This window comes from Spirochaeta thermophila DSM 6578 (assembly GCF_000184345.1).
Lineage (GTDB): Bacteria > Spirochaetota > Spirochaetia > Winmispirales > Winmispiraceae > Winmispira > Winmispira thermophila.
This window is the reverse complement of record NC_017583.1, coordinates 905,160-924,641: the sequence shown is the minus strand read 5'-3', so window position 1 is coordinate 924,641 and position 19,482 is coordinate 905,160. Positions and strand designations below refer to the sequence as shown.

Genomic DNA, 19,482 nt, shown 5'->3' with positions numbered 1-19,482 from the left:
ATTCCCCGGCGATCCTCACGGCACCACGCGTAGCACACCGCTGCCTGCGTCCTTCACCCCTGGTGCAACACGCCCGCCGGTGCTACGATACCCCGTACCGGAGTAGCCCATGCCGACTCATCCAGAGGGACACACGCCCCCGTCGGAGGAATGGTCGTCTCTCCAGGAGCATCCTCCCCTCCTCGAGAGCCTGAGATGGACCCCGCACGGCGGACTCTGGCTCCTCGAAGAGCACCTCGCACGGCTCGAACGGAGCGCCCGGATCCTCCGATACCCCTTCTGCCTCTCCGCGACACGAAAGGCCCTCGAGGACTACACCTCCACGCTCGCGCACCCTGCAAAGGTGCGCCTCCTCCTCCACCCCGACGGCAGGCTCGAGACCGCTCATGAGCCGCTTTCCGCCAGCGCTCCCCCACTCCCTGTGCCCCTCCTCCTCTCGCCCGAGCCCGTGGATCCCTCCTGGTGGTGGCTCCGGCACAAGACCACGTTCCGTCCTTTCTACACCCGCATGGCGGAACACGAGGGGACCTCGTATTTCCTCTACTGGAACACCCGAGGCTGCGTCACCGAGACCGGCTTCGCGAACATCCTTCTGGAGGTGGGAGGCGTGCTCTTCACCCCTCCCGAGGAGGACGGTCTCCTCCCCGGTGTCTACCGTGCGCACCTCCTCGCAAGGGGAAAGATCAGGGTGCGCCCGCTCAGAGTGGAAGACCTTGCGCAAGGGAGGATCCATCTGATCAACAGCGTCCGCGGATTCATGCCCGCCCGTCTCGTGAACGGTCCCGTCTCGAGGCCGTCCCCATGAGGATGCTCACGGCCTTCAGCTGGGGGATGTTCTCACACACGATCTTCACGATCACGGTGAGGGGTACGGCGATGAACATCCCCGCCACCCCCCAGAGCCAGCCCCAGAAGAGGAGCGAGAAGAGGACCACCACCGGACTCAAGTTGAGCTGCTCACCCGCGAGCTTCGGTTCGAGGAGGTTCCCCATCACCATCTGGATGAGAATCATGCTCCCTGAGACGAGGAGAGGGTGCTGCCAGTCCGGATAGAACTGGATCACGGCGAAGAGCGAGGAGAGGCCCCAGACGACCGCCGACCCGATATTGGGGATGAAGTTGAAGAGAAAGGCGAGGAGCCCCCATATGAAGGCGAAGTCGAGACCGATGAGCGAATAGGCCGCCCAGACCAGCAATCCGGTGGCGAGACTGATCAAGAATTTCACCGCGAGGTAACGGGAGATCTGCTCCGAGATGTGCTCAAGGATACGGGCGATCCGGGCGGTGAGCCCCCTCCTGAGGGCCCTCAGCATCTTCCGGGGGAGGTGACGCCACTCCAGGAGGAGGAAAAGGAGGAAGAGGAGCACCAGGACGGTGTAGCTCACCAATTCCACCAGGCGGCCGGAAAGGCCTACGAGGTAACTCCCTATGGTCCGCACCCACGAGAGGTCGTTGAAGAGCCACTCCCTCAGGTGGAAACGATCCACCAGGGTGTTGTAGAGGCCGATGAACCTCGTCTGGTAGCGGGGATACTCACGTATGAGGGAGTAGAGGCTGGACGACAGCAGCGTGCCGAGCCCTGCGATGATGAGCACGAGGAGGAGCATCACCACCGTGATCCCGAGGAAATAGGGGATACGCGCACGATGCATGCGTACGACGAGCGGTGCAAGGATGAACGAGAGCAGAGCCGCGATCACGAGGGGGAGCACCACCTGCTGGGTGATGTGGAGCACCCCCCCTATCGCAACGAGAGAGAGGAGGGCAAGGAAGATGACCTGCAGGCGTACCAGGCGTTCCACGACGCCAGGGTACCAGAAAAGCCCCTCACATAGAAGAGGCCGTCGTCTCCGGAGAAGGCTCGGGAGAAGGCGTCTCCTCTGCCTCTTCGGCGAGCTCCTGCGCGAGTTCGTCGAGTTTCACCTGGAGCGAATCCACGAGATCCGCCGAGACCGGCTCGGCCTGGGATTCCTGAGCGAGCTCCAGGAGCTTCTGATACCGTTCTTCGGGCGGGAGGTCCTCATCGCGCAGGATGAGGAAGTAGCGTGCCGTGAGCCTGAGGTCCACGTCCCTGTCCGAGAACCCCTCCATGACCCACGCCTCCCTCACCACATTGCGGGAATTTTCGAAGAAGTAGATCTGCTGTCTTCCCTCCTCCTTCTTTTCACCGATTCCGATGAGGGTGAAGGGCTCGAGTTGCCCCGAGGGTAGAAGGGTGGTGGGTCTCTGGTAGTAGTCCACCTTCTTGGTGATCACCCCCAATGTCGCCCTGAGTGCGAGGTATCCGGTGTACGCCCAACCCTGGGTACCGTCGGAGAGGCGTACGAGGGCGTACTCCAGCTTGTTGCCGCTGGAGGAAACTCCCTCCTTGATCTCCCCAAGGAAGGTGACCCGTTCACCCACGGTCGCCGTGGCGAGGGATTTCTTGCCCTTGTCGAGACTGTCCCAGATACTCACGGCCTCCAGCACCACGGCGGGCGCTTCCTCCCGGGGGATGTTCCTCGAGGACACGCCTTCCTCCTGGGCGCTCGCCACGGGCTCTCCACCGGTGGGCGCAGTCTCCACGCTCTTCCGCTCGAGCCTCTCGCATCCAGAGAGAAGAAGAAGCACGAGCAGCCCTCCTGCCAGCATGGAACGTCTCATCTCGTCACCTCCTCGTACCATATCACTCTCTGCATTAAACATGGAAGCCGGAACGCATGTCAACACCGAAAGCCCGAACGGGGCCTTGCTGTTCGAACAAAACATGATTATTTTAGTAATAAATACGGAATCAGGAGGAATCCTATGAGCTTCACACTCCCCTCACTTCCCTATCCCTACGATGCACTCGAGCCTCACATAGACGCCCGGACCATGGAGATACATCACACCAAGCACCATGCCGGGTACGTGAATAACCTCAATGCCGCGCTCGAAAAAGCGCCTGCTGCAAAGGACAAAGACCTGGTCTTCCTTCTCAGGAATCTCAAAAGCCTTCCCGAGGAGGTGCAGACCGCGGTACGCAACAACGGCGGCGGGCATGCGAACCACAGCCTCTTCTGGACCGTGCTCTCGCCCAAAGGTGGCGGGACGCCCCGGGATGCGGTCGGCAAGGCCATTGCCTCCACGTTCGGTTCCTTCGATGCCTTCAAGGAGGCCTTCTCCAAGGCGGCCGCCACCAGGTTCGGGAGCGGCTGGGCCTGGCTCGTGGTGAACGCGTATGGGGAGCTCCAGGTCTACTCCACCCCCAACCAGGACAGCCCCTACATGGACGGCTTCATACCTATCCTGGGCCTGGACGTCTGGGAACACGCCTACTATCTGTCGTATCAGAACAGGAGACCCGACTACATCGCCGCGTTCTGGAACGTGGTGAACTGGGAGGAAGTCGAACGACGCTACAAAGAGGCCCTCGCCTCGCTGTGATCCACCCACCGATATCGAACAGGGGAACGTGAGGCGTTCCCCTGTTTTTTGTATAGAAAATTATTCAGTCTTTTCTTTTTCTCGTGTTTATCATATAATAAAAGTCATAAATTTCATTCGACCCGTGTGGAGGAAAGCGTGAAGCGACACAAGCTGCTCAATGTACCGAGTATCCGGAGGCTTCCATCGTACCTTCAAGTGGTGAAAGGAGCGGCGGAGGAAGGGAGGGAATACATCTCCGGAACCTACATCGCACAGGAACTCGAGCTCGAGGCCATACAGGTGCGGAAGGACCTCGCCCTCACGGGTATCATGGGGAAACCCAGGCTCGGGTACCCTGTCCAGGAACTCATCCACGCCATAGAGCGATTCCTCCGATGGGACATCGATCAGTTCGCCTGTCTCGTGGGAGCGGGTAACCTGGGACAGGCCCTCCTGGGATACCAGGAGCTCAAGAGACACAAGTTGCACATCGCCGCGGCCTTCGACGTGGATCCTTCGAAGATCGGCAAGATGGTGCACGGCACGAGGATCCACTCCCTCTCGGAGTTCGCGGCGGTAAAGGAACAGGAGGGCTTCGAGATGGCCATCCTCACCGTGCCGCCCGAGGTGGCGCAGGAAGTGGCCGAAATCATCGTGGACCATGGCATCAAGGGGATCTGGAACTTCACCAACGTGAAGCTCAAATTGCCCTCCCACGTGGTGGTTCAACAGGAGGACCTCTCCTCGGGGTACGCGGTACTCTCGCTCAAGATGGCGAAGTTCGCCCGCTAGTACGAGGCTCCTCGATCGAGGCGAGGGCCTGTCGTATCCCGTGCTCGAGGGGAAGGAGGCGCGGATCCGTCATGTCTTCCACCCCATGGGGCACTGGATGCTCGAAGAAAGCTACAGGCCGGGTCGGAGCTCCTCCGAGGACCACCACGTGGTCCGCGAGGAGGAGGGGCTCCTCGAGTCTGTGACTCACCAGCACGGTGGTACGGGGCTGTTCCTTCCACAGGCGGTGGAAGACCCGTAGTGTCTTCGAGAGGAGCACGAGGTCCAGCGAGAGGAAGGGTTCGTCCATGAGGAGTAGCGGTGAGGGAAAGGCGAGGGCGCGGGCGAGGCCCACGCGTTGCTTGAGTCCTCCGCTGAGCTGGTGGGGATAGGCGCCCGCATAGGGGGCAAGGCCCAGTTCCTCCATGAGATGCTCGACCATCGTTCTCTCCCCCTCGTGTGGTGGCAGCACGAGGGCGATGTTCTCCCTCACCGTGGCCCAGGGGAGGAGCCTCGGCTCCTGGAAGACCATGCTCACAGGGCCGACGGGGAGTCCGGTACATCGACCCGCCTGGGGCGTGAGGAGTCCTGCGAGGACCCTGAGGAGGGTGGTCTTGCCGCAGGCCGATGGTCCCATGAGACAGGTGATCTTCCCCTCGGGAATGGTGAGGCTGAAGTCGTCGAACACGAGCCTTCCGGGAAAGGCCACGCGTATGCCATCGAGCCTGATCCCACTCACCGCATCCCTCCCCAGAAGACCCTCCTGGAGACGAGGCCGAGCAGCAGATGGGAGAGACCGCTCAAGACCACCCCGATCAAGGTCCAGGCGAAGACCCCAGGGGTATCGATGAAGAGCTTGGCGGTGTAGAGGGCCGTCCCCACCCCCGAGGAGGGGAAGGCGATCACCTCTGCAGCGATGACCGCCTTCCAGACGAGGCTCAGCGCCGAGCGCGCCCCGGCCAGTACGAAAGGTATCAGCGAGGGGATGTAGATCCTGGTGATCTGTACCCTGGGAGAAAGCCCGAAGGCCCTCGCCATTTCCAGCAGATCCACCGGGGCCGCCTCCATCCCCTCCAGCGTGGTGATCAGGATGATGGGGAATGCCATGGCGAGTCCCACCCAGAAAGGCGTGAGCGCGCTCCCCACCCAGATGAGGAGGATGAGGATCACCGAGACCACGGGCACCGACTGGAGCACCACCGCAGCAGCCCTGAGGGGCAGAATGAGACCTCCGGAGACCCCCCCGAGCACTCCAAGCGCTACACCTACGGTCAGGGCGCATGCGAACCCGCCCAGGGCCCTGAGCGTGGTCACGGCCACGTGGGAAAGAAAGAGGGGATCCCGGAGGATCCCCACTACCTTCAGCACCACCTCTTCGGGAGAAGGAACGATCAACGGGCTTCCCGCGAGGAGGGACACCACCTTCCAGAGAAGGAGCGCCCCGAGCACGACGAGTACGAGACCGGGTTCCCTCCCCCATCCTCGTGTACTCATCTCACCACGACCCTGAAATATCGCTTCTTGCCCGCCCGGAGGAGGATCTCCCCCGCCTCGGGCACATCCTGCAACCGCACCACCTGCTCCAGATCCTTCACTTGTTCGCCCTCGATGTAGGCACCGCCCTGGGAGATGAGACGACGGGCCTCGCTCTTGGAGGCACAGAGATCGGTCTTCACGAAAAGCTCCACCACACCGATACCGTGCTCGAGCTCTTCCCGTGGGATCTCCACGAAGGGGATGGAGGAACGGTCCTGCCCCCCCTTCCCGAATGCCGCCCGGGAAGCCTCGAGTGCCTTGTCGGCCTCTTCCCTGCCGTGGATGAGCGCGGTGAGCTCGTAGGCGAGCCGCTCCTTGGCCAGGTTGATCCGCTCGTCCGTGTGGGCCGTGAGGGTCGCTATCTCTTCGATCGGAAGGAAGGTATAGTACTTGAGGAACGTAGCCACGTCCTGGTCCGGCACGTTCCTCCAATACTGGAAGAACTCGTAGGGGCTCACCATGGAGGGATCGAGGAACAGGGCTCCCTTCTCGGTCTTCCCCATCTTCTTCCCGTCCGAGCGGGTGACCAGGGGCATGGTCAGGCCATAGGCCTCCTCTCCCCTCACCCTCCGTATGAGGTCGATCCCGGCCACGATGTTGCCCCACTGGTCGTCCCCGCCTATCTGGAGGGTGCAGCCGTAGCGCTCGTTGAGCACCAGGAAATCGTAGGCCTGGAGGAGCTGGTAGTTGAACTCGATGAACGAGAGGCCGGTCTCGAGGCGCGCCTTGTAGGTTTCGAAACTGAGCATCCGGTTCACCGAGAAGTGCCGTCCGATCTCCCGGAGGAAGTCGATGTAGTTGAGGTCGGCGAGCCACTCGGCGTTGTTCAGCATGAGAGCCTTATTCCCGTCCACGGGAAAGAAACGCTCTATCTGGGCCTGGATGGCCCGGGCGTTGCGATCTATCTCCTCCACGGAGAGGATCCTGCGCATCTCGGTCTTGCCTGAGGGATCCCCTATGCGGGCCGTGCCCCCGCCTATGAGGATGATGGCACGGTGCCCCGCGTTCACCAGGTGCGTGGCAGCGAAGAGGGGGACGAGGTGTCCCGCGTGGAGGCTCGGACCCGTGGGATCGATCCCCAGGTAGAAGGTGACGGGGCCCTCCTGCATACGGGCCCCGAGCCCCTCGAGGTCGGTGCACTGCTTCACCAGGCCGCGTTCGGCAAGAACAGCGAGGGCGTCGCTCATGTGCCGACCCTCCTGTACTCCCTGATGGCCTGCTGAATGGCAGACACGACCTCGTTCCTGTGGACCCTCACCTGCTCCATCGAGTCCCGATACCGAAGGGTGACGGTGTCGTCCTCAAGGGTCTGGTAGTCCACGGTGATGCAGTAGGGAGTCCCCACCTCGTCCTGCCTCCTGTACCTGCGGCCTATGGCCCCGCTCTCGTCGTAGAAGGTGTTGAAGTGGTCCCTCAGCTCCTCCTCGAGGTTCTGGGCATAGGTATCGAGCCCATCACGCCTCATGAGCGGGAACACCGCCACGGTGATCGGGGCGATGAGAGGATGGAACCTGAGCACCGTACGTTTTTCACCGTTCTCGAGTTCCTCTTCATCGTAGGCATCGGAGAGGACCATGAGCACGCTGCGGGTGAGTCCCGCCGAGGTCTCGATAATGTAGGGGATGTACCGCTCCCTCGTCTCGTCGTCGAAGTACGATAGGTCCTTCCCCGAGAACTGCGAGTGCCGGCTCAGGTCGTAGTCCGTGCGGTTGTGAACCCCCTCCAGCTCCCTCCATCCGAACGGGAACTCGTACTGGATGTCGACCGCCTCCTTGGCATAGTGGGCGAGCTCGTCCGGTCCATGCTGGTGGAACCTGAGCTTCTCAGGCCGAATACCCATCTTCCTGTAGTACTCCATCCGCTCCGCTTTCCAGTAGTCGAACCACTTCTTGTCCTCGGAGGGGTGCACGAAGAACTGCATCTCCATCTGCTCGAACTCGCACGTGCGGAAGATGAAGTTCTTGGTCACGATCTCGTTCCTGAAGGCCTTGCCCACCTGGGCGATCCCGAAGGGAACCTTGAGCCTGCTCGACTGCAGGCAGTTCTTGTAGTTCACGTAGATACCCTGGGCGGTCTCGGGCCGCAGGTAGACCACCGTACTCTCGTCCTCGACCGGCCCCAGGTGGGTCTTGAACATGAGGTTGAACTGGCGCGGCTCGGTGAAGGAGTCCTTCGCACCGCACTCCGGACAGGGAGCCGAGAGATCTATCTGGTCGGCCCTGAACCTGGCCTTGCACTCCTTGCAATCCACGAGAGGGTCGTGGAAGTTCTCCACATGGCCCGAGGCCTCCCACACCTTGGGGTGCATGAGGATGGCGGCATCGAGTCCCACGATGTTCCGGCGTTTCCGGACCATCTCGTTCCACCAGAAGCGTTCGATGTTGTTCTTGAGCTCCACACCAAGTGGACCATAGTCCCATGCCGACGAGAGTCCACCGTAGACCTCGCTCGACTGAAACACGAATCCGCGGCGCTTACAGAGCGACACGATGGTATCGAGGGTCACCTGTGCCATGTCTACTCTCCTTCCGTGAGCGATGAAAGTTTTTCAAGTGCGCGGTCGATCCTCTGCAACGTCTCTTCCGCTCCCAGGAGCCGTATGGACTCGAGGAGGGGTGGGGAGACCGTGGAGCCGGTGACGGCCACCCTGAGGGGCATGAGGAGCTGTCCCAGCTTGATCCCCATCCGTTCCGCGAGGGCCCGCATCCTCTGCTCGTTCTCCTCGTCCGTACGCGTCCAGTAGCCTGCAAGCTCCTCCTTGAGGGCGGCGAGGATCCTCATCGTAGCAGACGCGTCGAGCTTCTTCGGCACCAGGAGAGCCGGCTCGTAGTCGGGAACCTCGTGGAAGAGGAACCAGAGGAGGTCCTTCACGTCGCGGAGCACCTTGAGGCGCTCCTTGACGATCGGCACCGCGAGCCTGAGCTTCTCCTTCTCCTCATCGGTGGGAGGGCTCGGGAGGAGCCCCGTCTCCTCTGCGACGGGGAGGAGGAGGGCGAACAGTTCCTCATCGGTCTTCGCACGGATATACACGCCGTTGAACCACTCGAGCTTCTTGTAGTCGAAGACCGCAGGGGACTTGTTGAGCTTCTCCAGGGTGAAGACCCGCTCGAGCTCCTCCCGCGTGAAGAGCTCCCTGGAGTCGTCGTAGGCCCACCCCAGGAGGGAGACGTAGTTGACGACGGCCTCCGGAAGGTACCCCATCCTCCGGAACTCCTGCACGCTCGTGGCGCCATGACGCTTCGAGAGCTTCTGGCCGTCGGGACCGAGGACCATGGGAAGGTGACAGTAGACAGGATGTTCCCACCCGAAGGCCCGGTACAGGAGGACATGGAGCGGTGTCGAGGGGATCCATTCCTGGGCCCTCAGGATGTGCGTGATGCGCATGAGGTGGTCGTCCACCACGTTGGCCAGATGGTAGGTGGGAAACCCGTCGGACTTGAGGAGCACCGGATCGGGGTTGACGTCCGCGTTGGGGTATTCCACCCTCCCCAGCAGGTAGTCCTCGAAGACCGTGCTCCCCTCGACGGGCACCTTGAACCGGATGACATGGGGCCTTCCTTCGGCGAGGAGCCGCTCCACCTCATCGGGGGGGAGGTTCCTGCAGTGCCGGTCATAGCCGGTGGCACGTCCCTTTCCCCGTTCCTTTCTCAGCTGTTCCAGACGCTCCGGAGTGCAGAAGCAGCGGTACGCATGTCCCTCTTCGACGAGGAGACGGGCGTGCTCCTGATAGAGTTCCTTCCGCTCCGACTGGAAGTACGGACCATACGGTCCGCCCTTGCCCGGTCCCTCGTCCCAGGTGATACCGAGCCACTCGAAGGTTTCGAACAGGTCCTGGAGGGCCCGCTCGTCGTAGCGCTCCCTGTCGGTATCCTCTATCCTGAGGATGAAGGTGCCCCCCTGCGAGCGGGCGAAGAAGTAGTTGAACAGGGCCGTGCGAAGCCCCCCTATGTGCTGAAGCCCGGTGGGCGAGGGCGCATACCGTACTCGGACGCTCATGGACACTCCAGAAGTCGAAGATGTGTAAGGGATTATAAGTGAGCCTCGAACGAGGGTCAAGGCGAGGGAACGCACCGGGAAGCCGGGCAGGTGGTGCCGTCTCCGGGCGTGTGAGCCTCTAGGCCACCCCCGCCCCGTTCTGGCGGTAATCCGCGAGGAAATCGGCCAGGCGCCCGATGGCGTCGCGAAGCGTGTCCTTGTCGGGAAGGAACACGATCCTGAAGTGGTCGGGGTGCGGCCAGTTGAAACCCGTGCCCTGCACCACCTGGACCTTCTTCTCCCTCAGGAAATCGAGCACGAACAGCTCGTCGCTCTCGATGCCGAAGCGCTCGGCATCAAGCTTCGGGAAGCAGTAGAGGGCACCCTTCGGCTTGCGACACGAGACCCCCGGAATCTGGTTGAGGAGCTCGTAGCAGAGGTTCCGCTGCTCGTAGAGCCTGCCGCCCGGTCTCACGAGGTCGTCTATGCTCTGATACCCGCCGAGGGCGGTCTGGATCCCGAACTGGGCGGTCATGTTGCTGCACAGACGCATGTTCGAGAGGAGCGAGATCCCCTCGATGTAGTCCTTGGCGAACGGTCGCTTCTTGCCGCTGATCATGAGCCATCCCGCACGGAGTCCGGCGGCTCGGTAGGCCTTTGAGAGGCCGTTGAAGGTGAGACACAGGGCATCCTCGGCGATGAGCGACATGGGAGAGTATGCGGCTCGCGCATCCTCGTCATAGATGATCTTCTCGTAGATCTCGTCCGAGAAGATCACCAGGTTGTGTTCACAGGCGATCTCGTAGATCTTCTCCAGCACCTCCCGAGGATAGACCGCACCCGTGGGGTTGTTGGGATTGATGACCACGATGCCCTTCGTGCGCGAAGTGATCTTCCGCCGTATGTCGTCTATGTCGGGTATCCAGTCGCTCTCCTCGTCGCAGATGTAGTGTACCGGTCTTCCACCCGCGAGACGGGTGACCGCAGTCCACAAGGGATAGTCCGGAGCGGGGATGAGCACCTCGTCCTCGGGATTGAGGAGGGCCTGGAGGCTTATGGAGATGAGCTCGCTCACGCCGTTACCTATGAAGATATAGTCGGTGTCGGCGTCGAACACCCCCTTGGCCTGGTAGTACTGCATCACCGCCTTCCGGGCGGGAAAGATGCCCTTGCTGTCTCCGTAGCCTTGCGCATTCGGTAGATTGATGATGATGTCGTGGAGGATCTCGTCCGGGGTGTTGAACCCGAACGGCGCAGGGTTCCCGATGTTGAGCTTGAGGATCTGGAATCCCTCCTCCTCCATCCGTCTCGCCTCGTCCATGACAGGCCCGCGGATCTCGTAACACACGTCGTCGAGCTTGTGCGATTTCTGGAAAAGTTGTTTCATACGTACACCCGTTCTACCGCATCGGCTATGAGTTTGTTCATGATAAGTACCACAAGCTCCTCCCTGTGTCCATCGAGGTAGCGTCTCAGGGCGGACTTGGGTACGGCACGGAGAAAGGCTTCCCTCTTCTCCTCGAGGAGCGTCTGCCGCTCCTCGTCCTTGGGAAAGAACTCGCTGAGGGCATGGAACGAGAGCAGACGGACGGCGGGGTTCTTTCCCCCGTCGAGGAGGGAGAAAAGCACCCGTTCCGCCTCTTCGTACTCGTTGCAGAGGATGAGTCCGTAGCCGTGGAACCACTGTGACCACTCCCTGTCGGCGCCTTTGAGCCGCCCGACAGCGTTCGCATAGTGATCCCGTATCGCCTCGCCTTCGTTCGAGAGTATCAGAGGAAGTCCGAGTTCGAGGAGAAACGTCCGGTGTACCGCGGGATTCACCTCTTCGAGAAAGACATCGAGCCTCCGAATGGCCTCCCACTCCCCCCTCATGGCAGCGAGCGTGAGATAGAGCTGCACGTCCCCCCGGGAGACCCGCCTCAGCTTGAAGATCCGGTTCGAGAGGAGCTCGTAGAGGGCATCCCACTGTTCTTCCTCTAGATAGGAGAAGAAAAGACGGTTCCTCGTATAGAACAGCAGAAGGAGCACGAGGAGGAGGAGAAATCCCGCGAGCAGGTACCAGTACGAGGACCAGAAGGACACGGCATACTCCCAGCCGAGCATCCAGAAGGGGAGCAACACGAGGAGGAGGGATGCGAGGACCACCACGCCGACGAAGGCAAGAAAAAGGACCTTAAATTTCACCGTGTTTTCTCCTATAATGAAAAAGAGTGTAACGTATACCCCATGGGGCGGTCAACAGAAGATGAAACAGATCCCGGTGAAAGATCTCAAACCCGATAGCTACTGTTCGGACGACCTGTACCTGGACGAGGAATACATCCTCCTCCCTCCCGAGGTGCCCGTCTCATCGGAGCTCATCAACCGTCTGGTGCGGTGGGGATTCCTCACCGTGTGGAGCAACGGCAGTCTCTCGGATAATCCACCGGGGGGGATACTCCCTGTAGAGGAAGGAGAAGGGGGAACCGGCCAGGAGGCACCATCCCTCGTGGTCGACGCCGCCGAGCAGAAGACGCTGCAGGCGGTGCGGGAGTTTTTCTCTGATCTCGTGACCTTCTGCGAGAAGACCTATTCCGCGTTTCTCAACAACCAGCGGCTCAACCCCGGCACGGTTGCCGACAAGGCCAAGGAGGTGATCACCGCCGTCCGCCTCCACCAGCCGTTCATCTTCAGGATCCAAGAGATGGACGATCCCCGGCGCAACTACCTCATCGTCCACTCCGCCAAGACAGCCATCCTCGCGGCGGGCCTCGGGCTGCGCCTCCAGATCCCCCAGTTCAAACTGGTCGACCTCGTGACCGCCGCCCTGCTCCACGAGATAGGGATGATCCGGCTTCCGCCCCAGCTCTACCTCTCGAACAGGGTGCTCACCCCCGAGGAGAAACGCGCGATCACCGCCCATCCGGTGATCGCCTACAAGACATTGCGTTCGTTCGGGTTCCCGATTCCCGTCTGCCTTGCCGTGCTCGAGCATCACGAGCACATGGACGGCTCGGGCTATCCCCGCGGCCTCAAGGGCGACCAGATCTCCGTGGCCGCACGGATCATGGGGATATGCTCCACCTACGCCGCGCTCACCGCGGAGCGTCCCTATCGTCCACCGGCCGAAGGGCACACGAGCCTCCTCGACATGATGAAACGGGCCGGCAAGTGGTACGATGAAATGCTCCTCAGGTCGCTCATCTTCATGCTCTCGCTCTACCCCATCGGCTCGTACGTGATGCTCCAGTCCGGCGCCAAGGGCCTGGTGGTGGAGTCGAACCCGGAGAACCCCCGGTGTCCCGTGGTGAAGATACTCTTCGACGACCGGGGCCACCGGCTCAAAGATCCCATCCTGGTGCGTACCGACGAAGGCATCAACACCATCCGCCGCGCCCTCACCCAGAAAGAGGTGGAGGAACTGTTGGGGTGAGGAGCCGGAGGGATCAGGGACGGCGATCCGCGCTCCTTTCCTCGTAGACACCCCCTTCGAATGAGTGAGAAGGACTCTGTATCAAGGAGGATCGGTGCTCCAGATAGTCGACAAACTGCTCCCCGTCCTGTTGCTCATCGCGAGCGGTCATCTACTCCGGAGAATCCGGGTTCTGGAGCCTCCCGGCCTCTCGACATTGAAGAACCTCGTCATCGACCTGGGATTACCTGCCGTCATGTTCCTCTCGTTTCTCCGAATCGAGCTGGACCCTCGGCTGACCCTGGTGGTGGTCCTTATCTTCGCCCTGAATCTTCTGCTCTTCTTCCTGCGGAAGATGGAGCCCATAGGGGGGAAGGGAACCTTCGCGCCGTTTCTCATGAGCGGCTTCGAATACGGCATGTTCGCCTTTGGGGTCTTCAGCGTGGCATACGGGGAGGAGCACATCCCTCTCATCGCAGTGACGGATCTGGGACACGAGCTCTTCATCTGGTTCATCTTCGTCCCTGCACTCATCGGCACAGCGGGTGGCAGAAGAGGACTCGGCAGGACCATCCTCTCGTTCATGACATCCCCAGTGATCATCGGGATAGTGCTTGGCCTCACGGCGAACCTCCTGGGACTTCGGATTCCGCTGGAAGGGGCACCTATCTCGGCCGGCATCATCCGCATGCTGGAGATGATCGCGAGTATGACTGGACCTCTCATCCTGCTGGTAGTGGGAGCAGGGCTCGAATTCTCCCCACACGGGTTCCATCTGGCATTCAGGACCCTCGCGGTTCGCTTCCCGACAGTCCTCCTCCTGTTCTTTGCACTCAGCCGGTTCGTCTTCAAAGGATGGCTGGACCTGCCATCCGGTTACAGCACGGCCCTCTTCGTCCTCCTCCTCTCCCCACCACCGTATGTGATCCCCATCTTCATGGGAGAGCGACACGACGAAGAACAGGGCAGGATCAACACCACCCTCGCATTGTATACGCTGGTGTCCCTCGGCGCATTCCTGGTGTACTTCGCACGCTTCCCCATGATCGGGACATGAGGACGGTAGTGCCTGTCTCTCCCCCTTTCGGACGAGGAGAGGATGCCCCAGTCCGTCTGGAGTGGTATCGACCACACCTTCACGGCATGAGGAAGAAGTCTTCGATCATTCGGACAAACAGTCCAGGCCTTTCCAGGTGTACCACATGAGCGGAATCCACTCTCTCATATCTCACATCGGCTCCATGTCCCAGCAGAGAGACCGCGTGCTCGGCCTGCTCTTGGGTCATGGCCCCGTTTAAGGTATCGTCCTCGAGGTAATCGAAGTTCGCGTGAATCAACAACACGGGACAGGTGATACGCTGGAGTGCTTCGGCATGATCGAAACCCCTGTTCCATTCCCCGGTGTAGAACGAGGCCCCGAAACGAGCATCATAACGATCGAGCCCCCGGAGCATCTCCTGGACCGTCACGGGAAGGAAAGGAAGTTCCAGGGGTTTCCCGGGATTCAGCGCCCTGTAGAGGCTCACGAGCAGCCTAAGCAGGTACTGCGATAAAGGCCCCGTGTAGGTCGAGAAGAACTCCTTTCCGTGTTGCACCCAGTAATCGAGGAAGTCGCCGTCAAAGCCAGGATCACGTAAAGCCTCATGTGCTTTCCGAAAAAGCTTGTAGGAGACCGTTCGCCTGACCTCCGGATACTCCGAAGAAAAGAGGGGCGGATCCTCGAGGGCGATCGCACGAATCAGATCGGGTCTGTTCGCCGCAAGCCATACTGCAAGGAGCCCTCCCGCCGAGTTGCCCGTGGCATAGACGGGTTCTCCGATGATCGTCTCGATGAACGTCGCAAGATCCGTGCCGATCCGCTCGGCGGTCATGGGATAGTCATCCGGCACAGTCGTCTTTCCGTGTCCCGGATAGGTCACAGCGAAGACGTGGAAACGGGAGCCGAGGTCCGGCAAGACCTTTCGGTAGGAATGCCAGTCCAGTGTCTGGGCGTGGAGCAGGAGGAGCGCGGGCCCGTTGGTCGGCCCCTCCACATAGTTGAAACTCACCTCCCCAACCACGGTGGTCTTCTCGGTGATCCCTGCGTGGATGAGCACCTCGTTCTCAGGAACCTCATAGCGGACGATGTACACACCAAAGGCGAGTACCACCACGGTCAACACACCCGTGACGAGGAGCAGCACCCTCAAGGTCTTTCCTGCTCTCCCACTCATGTGTAACCTCCCCCAGTTGCTCGGCGTGCAGCGCCAGTATACGTGTACCGACCCTCACACATCAACGCACAAGCGCCGTTTGGAGAGAGGGTAATCCTAAAGAGAGTCACAACAGCAAATCAACTCTCGGTTGGGATGGTGCGGGTTGACCTACTTTATCAGATGAGCTACCATCTGGACAACGTTACTCCCCCACCATCTGCTTGTCTCTTTCTCCAGTTTTTTCAACACCAAGTAGTACGGCCTCTCTTTTTATGCAAACGCTTGCATAATTCGAAAGACCGGGGTATACTAGGCGTATACCATCGAGGAGGGTGTAATGAGCGACCGAGTACTCCCGCGTGTGGCGTACTTTTCCATGGAGTACGGCCTGGAATCCGATTTCAAGATCTACGCCGGCGGGCTCGGCATCCTGGCCGGTGACTACCTCAAGGGCGCGAAGGATCACGATTACCCCATCGTGGGGATAGGGATCCTCTGGAAACAGGGCTACACCGATCAGCTCGTCGACGAGGACGGCAGGCCCTACGATGCCTACAAGAACCATCGCTATGAGTTCCTCAAAGACACGGGCGTGAAGGTGAAGGTGCGGATCAGGCAGAGGGATGTGTGGTGCAAGGTGTGGCTGGTGGACTGCTTTGGGAACGCCCCTCTCTACCTGCTCGACACGGATCTCCCCGAGAACGAGGACAGGTGGATCACCGGTCAGCTCTACGGGTGGTTCGGCGAGGAACGGATCGCCCAGGAGATGGTCCTGGGTATCGGAGGCGTGAGAGCCCTCCGTGCCCTCGGTGTAGAGGTGGATGTGTACCACTTCAACGAGGGCCATGCGGTATTTGCGGCCTTTGAGCTGATCCGTGAAAAGATGGAGAAGGGGATGGGCTTCGAGGAAGCGGTGCGGGCTACTCGAGAGGAGGTGGTGTTCACCACCCACACCCCGGTGAAGGAGGGGAACGAGAGTCACTACCTGGACCGCCTGATGTACATGGGTGCCAACCACGGACTCACCCTGGAGCAGCTCGTGCGACTGGGCGGGGCACCGTTCAACATGACGGTGGCGGCCCTGAGGCTCTCCCGCATCTCCAATGCCGTGGCCCAGCTGCACGCCGAGACCGCCAACAAGATGTGGGAAGGCGTGGAGGGAAGGTCGGAGATCATCGGGATCACCAATGCGATACACCTCCCCACCTGGGTTGACGAACGGATGCTCAGAGCGGCCGGGGGTGCAGGAGACCTGTGGGAAATCCACATGGAGAACAAGCGGGCGCTCATCGCCTCTGTGAAGGAACGCACCGGGGTGGAGCTCGATCCCGATGCACTGCTCATCGGTTTCTCACGACGCGCAGCACCGTACAAGCGGAGTGATCTCATCTTCACCGATCCAAAGGTCATCGATCCTCTCCTCAAGGCCCGGAAGGTGCAAATCGTCTTCTCGGGCAAGGCCCACCCGCTCGACGACACGGGTAAGGGGATCGTGGCCAACCTGGTGAAGATGACCAGGAAGTATCCGGGTTCGGTGGTGTTCCTGGAGAACTATGATATGAGGATAGGGCGCATGCTCACCCGGGGTGCGGATGTGTGGCTCAACAATCCCCGACGGCCCCTGGAGGCGAGCGGCACTTCGGGCATGAAGGCGGCGATGAACGGGGTGCTCAATCTAAGCACGCTCGACGGATGGTGGCCTGAGGCCTGTCGACACGGGGTGAACGGGTGGCAGTTTGGAAACGGGTTTACGAGCCCCAATGTAGAGGAGCACGATGCCCACGATGCGAGAGCGCTCTACCGTGTGCTCACCGAGGAGGTGATCCCCACCTACTACGAACATCGGGGGAAGTGGGTGGAGATGATGCGGCAGAGTATCCTCACCACCAAAGACCGGTTCGACGTGAAGCGGATGCTCGAGGAATACTACGAGCGCATGTATCAGAAGTAAATGAAGGCCCCGCACCACACGGTGCGGGGCACCCCGTAATGGGGATGGAGGGAGGGAACCCGCCATGAAGTACAGGGAGAAGGGGGCGGCGGGTCAGTAGCCCGGCTGTATGAGAGAAGAGCCCTGATCTCCTCCTGCATAGAGATAACCGCCGTGGATCTCGAGGCCTCCCACATAAGGAAGAGAAAGGGAGGCGACCTCCACGGGAGAGGCGGGATTCGAGACGTCCAGCATGGCGATGCGCTCAGCGTCCGAGAGGTAGAGGTAGGAGTCAGAAGCAGCCACGGCGTAGACCGTGTTGGTACCGCCGTTCACATCTTTCTGCGCAACCTGCTGAGGAGAGGAAGGATCGGTGACGTTCACCACCACGAGGCCGTCTCCATCCGTACCCACGTACGCATACCCACCCATGAGGGTAAGCGCAGAGGCGGTGAAACCAGAGACCTGGGCCGCGGCCACCGGTTGGGAGGGAGTACTCACATCCACGATGAGAAGCCCGTTGTCCCCGTCTGCGAGGTAGACGTAGTGTCCCTCTTTCACCACGGCACGGGCATCGCCGGCGGTGTCGAGCCACCCTGTCATGGTGAGGTTGGAGGGGCTACTCACGTCTACGATCCCAAGGCCGGCAGGCCCCCAGGCTACGTAGGCATAGGTCCCTTCGACCATCACATCCACAGGCCACTGACTGAGAAGTGTGATGCTCCCTTCCACGGCAGGATTTTCCTTGTCACTCACATTGATCACGCGGAAAGCCCCCTCGTTGGTCACATAGGCGTATCCAAATGCGACATCGAGCCCGTGCGCCGACACATCACCGGGAAGGAATGTGGTAGAGACCAAGACAGGGCTGGAAGGATCGGCCACATCAACGATTTTAAGAGTGGCGGAAACATACGTGGTGAGGTAGGCATAGTGCCCATCGACGGCAACGTCCACCGCACTCCCGACACCGAGGTCTCCCACCACCGAAAGGCCGGGGGAGACCGGGTCAGAATCTCCCACCGGAGAGCTACACCCTGCGAGGAGGAGGAATGTGAGGATAAGAATAACATGTACGTGTTTCATGGCATACTCCTTTACGGTAGCATAAACTTAAGTATATCACTCAATTTTATGGAATTCAAAATTCGAATTTTTTTATGAATAAGTCATATTAATGGATACGAACGCAATTCCCTCCTCTCCTGCAGTGGAGATACCGATACCGGCACGAGTGGAAATTTCACCCTCTCCCATACGACGCCTTCCTCCCCCGATTGACATGTGCGCGCACATATGTTAACCAAATGATTGTTATGGTTAACCCAAAGCGGCTCATCCTCACCCGGCTCAGAGAAGGTGGAGTGATCTCGGGACAGGAACTCGCCCGGGAGCTTGGGGTCTCTCGGGTGGCGGTGTGGAAGCACATCCAGAGCTTGGTGGAGCGCGGATACGGCATCATGAGCACGGGTGGTGGATATGTGCTGGAGGAAGACGGGGACTTTGTCTATCCCTGGGAGTTTTCGAATCCGGAACTCGTCCACTGGGAGGAAGAGACGGGGAGCACCATGGATCTCGCGCGGGAGCGCGCGGCATCGGGGGCGCCCGCAGGTACGGTGGTGGCGGCAGAACGGCAACGTGCGGGGAGGGGCCGGTACGGCAGGCGGTGGGAGACGCCGCCCGGGTCCATCGCGGCCACGGTGGTGTGGCGGCCCGGGGTGGGTCTCGACCGTGCGTGGGAGGTGCTCTTCGGGGCCGGGGCGGCACTGGCCGAGGTGTTGCGGGAGCAGGGGGTGCCTGCGGTGCTCCACTGGCCCAACGATGTGTACGTGGAGGGGAAGAAGGTGGCAGGACTCCTCCTGGAAGTGCTCGCCGAGCACACGCGGCTCGTGTGGGCGAGTGTAGGAATAGGGGTGAATGTCCACTCAAGGCCAGAGGTGCCGGAGGCAGGGGCACTGGACGAGTGGACGGGTGGGAGGATACGGCGAGTCGAGCTTCTGGAGGAGGTGATCGCCCGCATGAGGCTGATGCTGGGTGAGGGGCCACAGGTGGTGAGGGCACGATGGCGGAGGGTGTGCGGGCTGTGGGGGAAGCGTGTGGTGGTGGAGGAGCACGGAAAGGTGGTGCGGGGTGTGGCGGAAGACATAGGGAGGCGGGGTGAGCTGGTGGTGCGGACGCCAGAGGGGCAGGGGGTGAGGGTGGTGACAGGGGTGTGCACGGTGGAGGGATAGGGGACTGTGGAAACGGCGTTCGTGTGTGCGCTGGCGTGGCCAGCGATGGTAACTCGCATATAG

The 19,482-nt window shown here is 60.8% G+C and carries 18 protein-coding genes; 7 read left to right on the top strand and 11 right to left on the bottom strand.

Translation table 11 applies throughout. The features are described 5' to 3' along the window. Positions 1–109: 109 nt before the first annotated feature. Positions 110–805, top strand: coding sequence for an aminotransferase class IV (locus SPITH_RS04095; RefSeq protein ID WP_052296256.1), 696 nt, complete (start codon positions 110–112; stop codon positions 803–805). Here the strand turns inward: SPITH_RS04095 and SPITH_RS04090 are convergent. Both SPITH_RS04090 and SPITH_RS04085 read right to left on the bottom strand, forming a co-directional pair. Then, on the bottom strand, positions 756–1,802 hold the full coding sequence (locus SPITH_RS04090) for an AI-2E family transporter (RefSeq protein WP_014624454.1): 1,047 nt from the start codon (positions 1,800–1,802) through the stop codon (positions 756–758). The genes SPITH_RS04095 and SPITH_RS04090 overlap by 50 nt on opposite strands. 25 nt (positions 1,803–1,827) lie before the next feature. Continuing rightward, positions 1,828–2,643, bottom strand: a complete 816-nt coding sequence (locus SPITH_RS04085) for a hypothetical protein (RefSeq protein ID WP_014624453.1) — start codon at positions 2,641–2,643, stop codon at positions 1,828–1,830. A 144-nt stretch (positions 2,644–2,787) separates the two neighbouring features. On the opposite strand from SPITH_RS04085, the gene SPITH_RS04080 reads away from it, so the two are divergent. Beyond that, a complete protein-coding gene (locus SPITH_RS04080; protein WP_014624452.1) occupies positions 2,788–3,408 on the top strand; it encodes a superoxide dismutase in 621 nt (206 codons plus the stop codon). A 138-nt stretch (positions 3,409–3,546) separates the two neighbouring features. After that, complete coding sequence (locus SPITH_RS04075; RefSeq protein WP_014624451.1) at positions 3,547–4,182, top strand: redox-sensing transcriptional repressor Rex; 636 nt, start codon at positions 3,547–3,549, stop codon at positions 4,180–4,182. On the opposite strand, the gene SPITH_RS04070 is transcribed toward SPITH_RS04075, so the two are convergent. The 7 genes from SPITH_RS04070 to SPITH_RS04040 form a co-directional block, all read right to left on the bottom strand. Then, positions 4,157–4,900, bottom strand: a complete 744-nt coding sequence (locus SPITH_RS04070; RefSeq protein ID WP_014624450.1) for an ABC transporter ATP-binding protein — start codon at positions 4,898–4,900, stop codon at positions 4,157–4,159. The two genes, SPITH_RS04075 and SPITH_RS04070, sit on opposite strands and share 26 nt — an antisense overlap. After that, positions 4,897–5,655, bottom strand: coding sequence for an ABC transporter permease (locus SPITH_RS04065; protein ID WP_014624449.1), 759 nt, complete (start codon positions 5,653–5,655; stop codon positions 4,897–4,899). The genes SPITH_RS04070 and SPITH_RS04065 overlap by 4 nt, the downstream gene beginning before the upstream one ends. Further along, a complete protein-coding gene (gene tyrS, locus SPITH_RS04060; RefSeq protein ID WP_014624448.1) occupies positions 5,652–6,884 on the bottom strand; it encodes a tyrosine--tRNA ligase in 1,233 nt (410 codons plus the stop codon). Before tyrS ends, SPITH_RS04065 begins: the two co-directional genes overlap by 4 nt. After that, positions 6,881–8,212 (bottom strand): glycine--tRNA ligase, encoded by a 1,332-nt coding sequence (locus tag SPITH_RS04055; protein ID WP_014624447.1) that lies wholly within the window; start codon positions 8,210–8,212, stop codon positions 6,881–6,883. Before SPITH_RS04055 ends, tyrS begins: the two co-directional genes overlap by 4 nt. A 2-nt stretch (positions 8,213–8,214) precedes the next feature. Then, positions 8,215–9,693, bottom strand: a complete 1,479-nt coding sequence (gene gltX / locus SPITH_RS04050) for a glutamate--tRNA ligase (protein WP_014624446.1) — start codon at positions 9,691–9,693, stop codon at positions 8,215–8,217. Between the two features lie 118 nt (positions 9,694–9,811). Then, positions 9,812–11,059 (bottom strand): pyridoxal phosphate-dependent aminotransferase, encoded by a 1,248-nt coding sequence (locus SPITH_RS04045; RefSeq protein WP_014624445.1) that lies wholly within the window; start codon positions 11,057–11,059, stop codon positions 9,812–9,814. Further along, positions 11,056–11,856 carry a hypothetical protein gene (locus SPITH_RS04040; RefSeq protein ID WP_014624444.1) on the bottom strand — a complete coding sequence of 267 codons (801 nt, stop codon included), beginning with the start codon at positions 11,854–11,856 and terminating at the stop codon, positions 11,056–11,058. The genes SPITH_RS04045 and SPITH_RS04040 overlap by 4 nt, the downstream gene beginning before the upstream one ends. 16 nt (positions 11,857–11,872) lie before the next feature. On the opposite strand from SPITH_RS04040, the gene SPITH_RS04035 reads away from it, so the two are divergent. Both SPITH_RS04035 and SPITH_RS04030 read left to right on the top strand, forming a co-directional pair. After that, positions 11,873–13,084: an HD-GYP domain-containing protein gene (locus SPITH_RS04035; protein WP_052296255.1), complete on the top strand. Its 1,212-nt coding sequence runs from the start codon at positions 11,873–11,875 to the stop codon at positions 13,082–13,084. Between the two features lie 94 nt (positions 13,085–13,178). Beyond that, entirely contained in the window at positions 13,179–14,120 is a 942-nt protein-coding gene (locus tag SPITH_RS04030; protein ID WP_014624442.1) for an AEC family transporter, read from the top strand. 79 nt (positions 14,121–14,199) lie between these two features. Here SPITH_RS04030 and SPITH_RS04025 read toward each other — a convergent pair whose 3' ends face one another. Continuing rightward, a complete protein-coding gene (locus SPITH_RS04025; RefSeq protein WP_014624441.1) occupies positions 14,200–15,276 on the bottom strand; it encodes an alpha/beta fold hydrolase in 1,077 nt (358 codons plus the stop codon). A 319-nt stretch (positions 15,277–15,595) separates the two neighbouring features. Between SPITH_RS04025 and glgP the strand changes: the two genes are divergently transcribed. Then, complete coding sequence (glgP, locus tag SPITH_RS04020) at positions 15,596–17,209, top strand: alpha-glucan family phosphorylase (protein WP_014624440.1); 1,614 nt, start codon at positions 15,596–15,598, stop codon at positions 17,207–17,209. 93 nt (positions 17,210–17,302) lie between these two features. Here the strand turns inward: glgP and SPITH_RS04015 are convergent, their stop codons facing one another. Beyond that, positions 17,303–18,274: an LVIVD repeat-containing protein gene (locus SPITH_RS04015; RefSeq protein WP_014624439.1), complete on the bottom strand. Its 972-nt coding sequence runs from the start codon at positions 18,272–18,274 to the stop codon at positions 17,303–17,305. A 221-nt stretch (positions 18,275–18,495) separates the two neighbouring features. Between SPITH_RS04015 and SPITH_RS04010 the strand changes: the two genes are divergently transcribed. Further along, complete coding sequence (locus SPITH_RS04010) at positions 18,496–19,419, top strand: biotin--[acetyl-CoA-carboxylase] ligase (protein ID WP_041624006.1); 924 nt, start codon at positions 18,496–18,498, stop codon at positions 19,417–19,419. Positions 19,420–19,482: the final 63 nt, after the last annotated feature.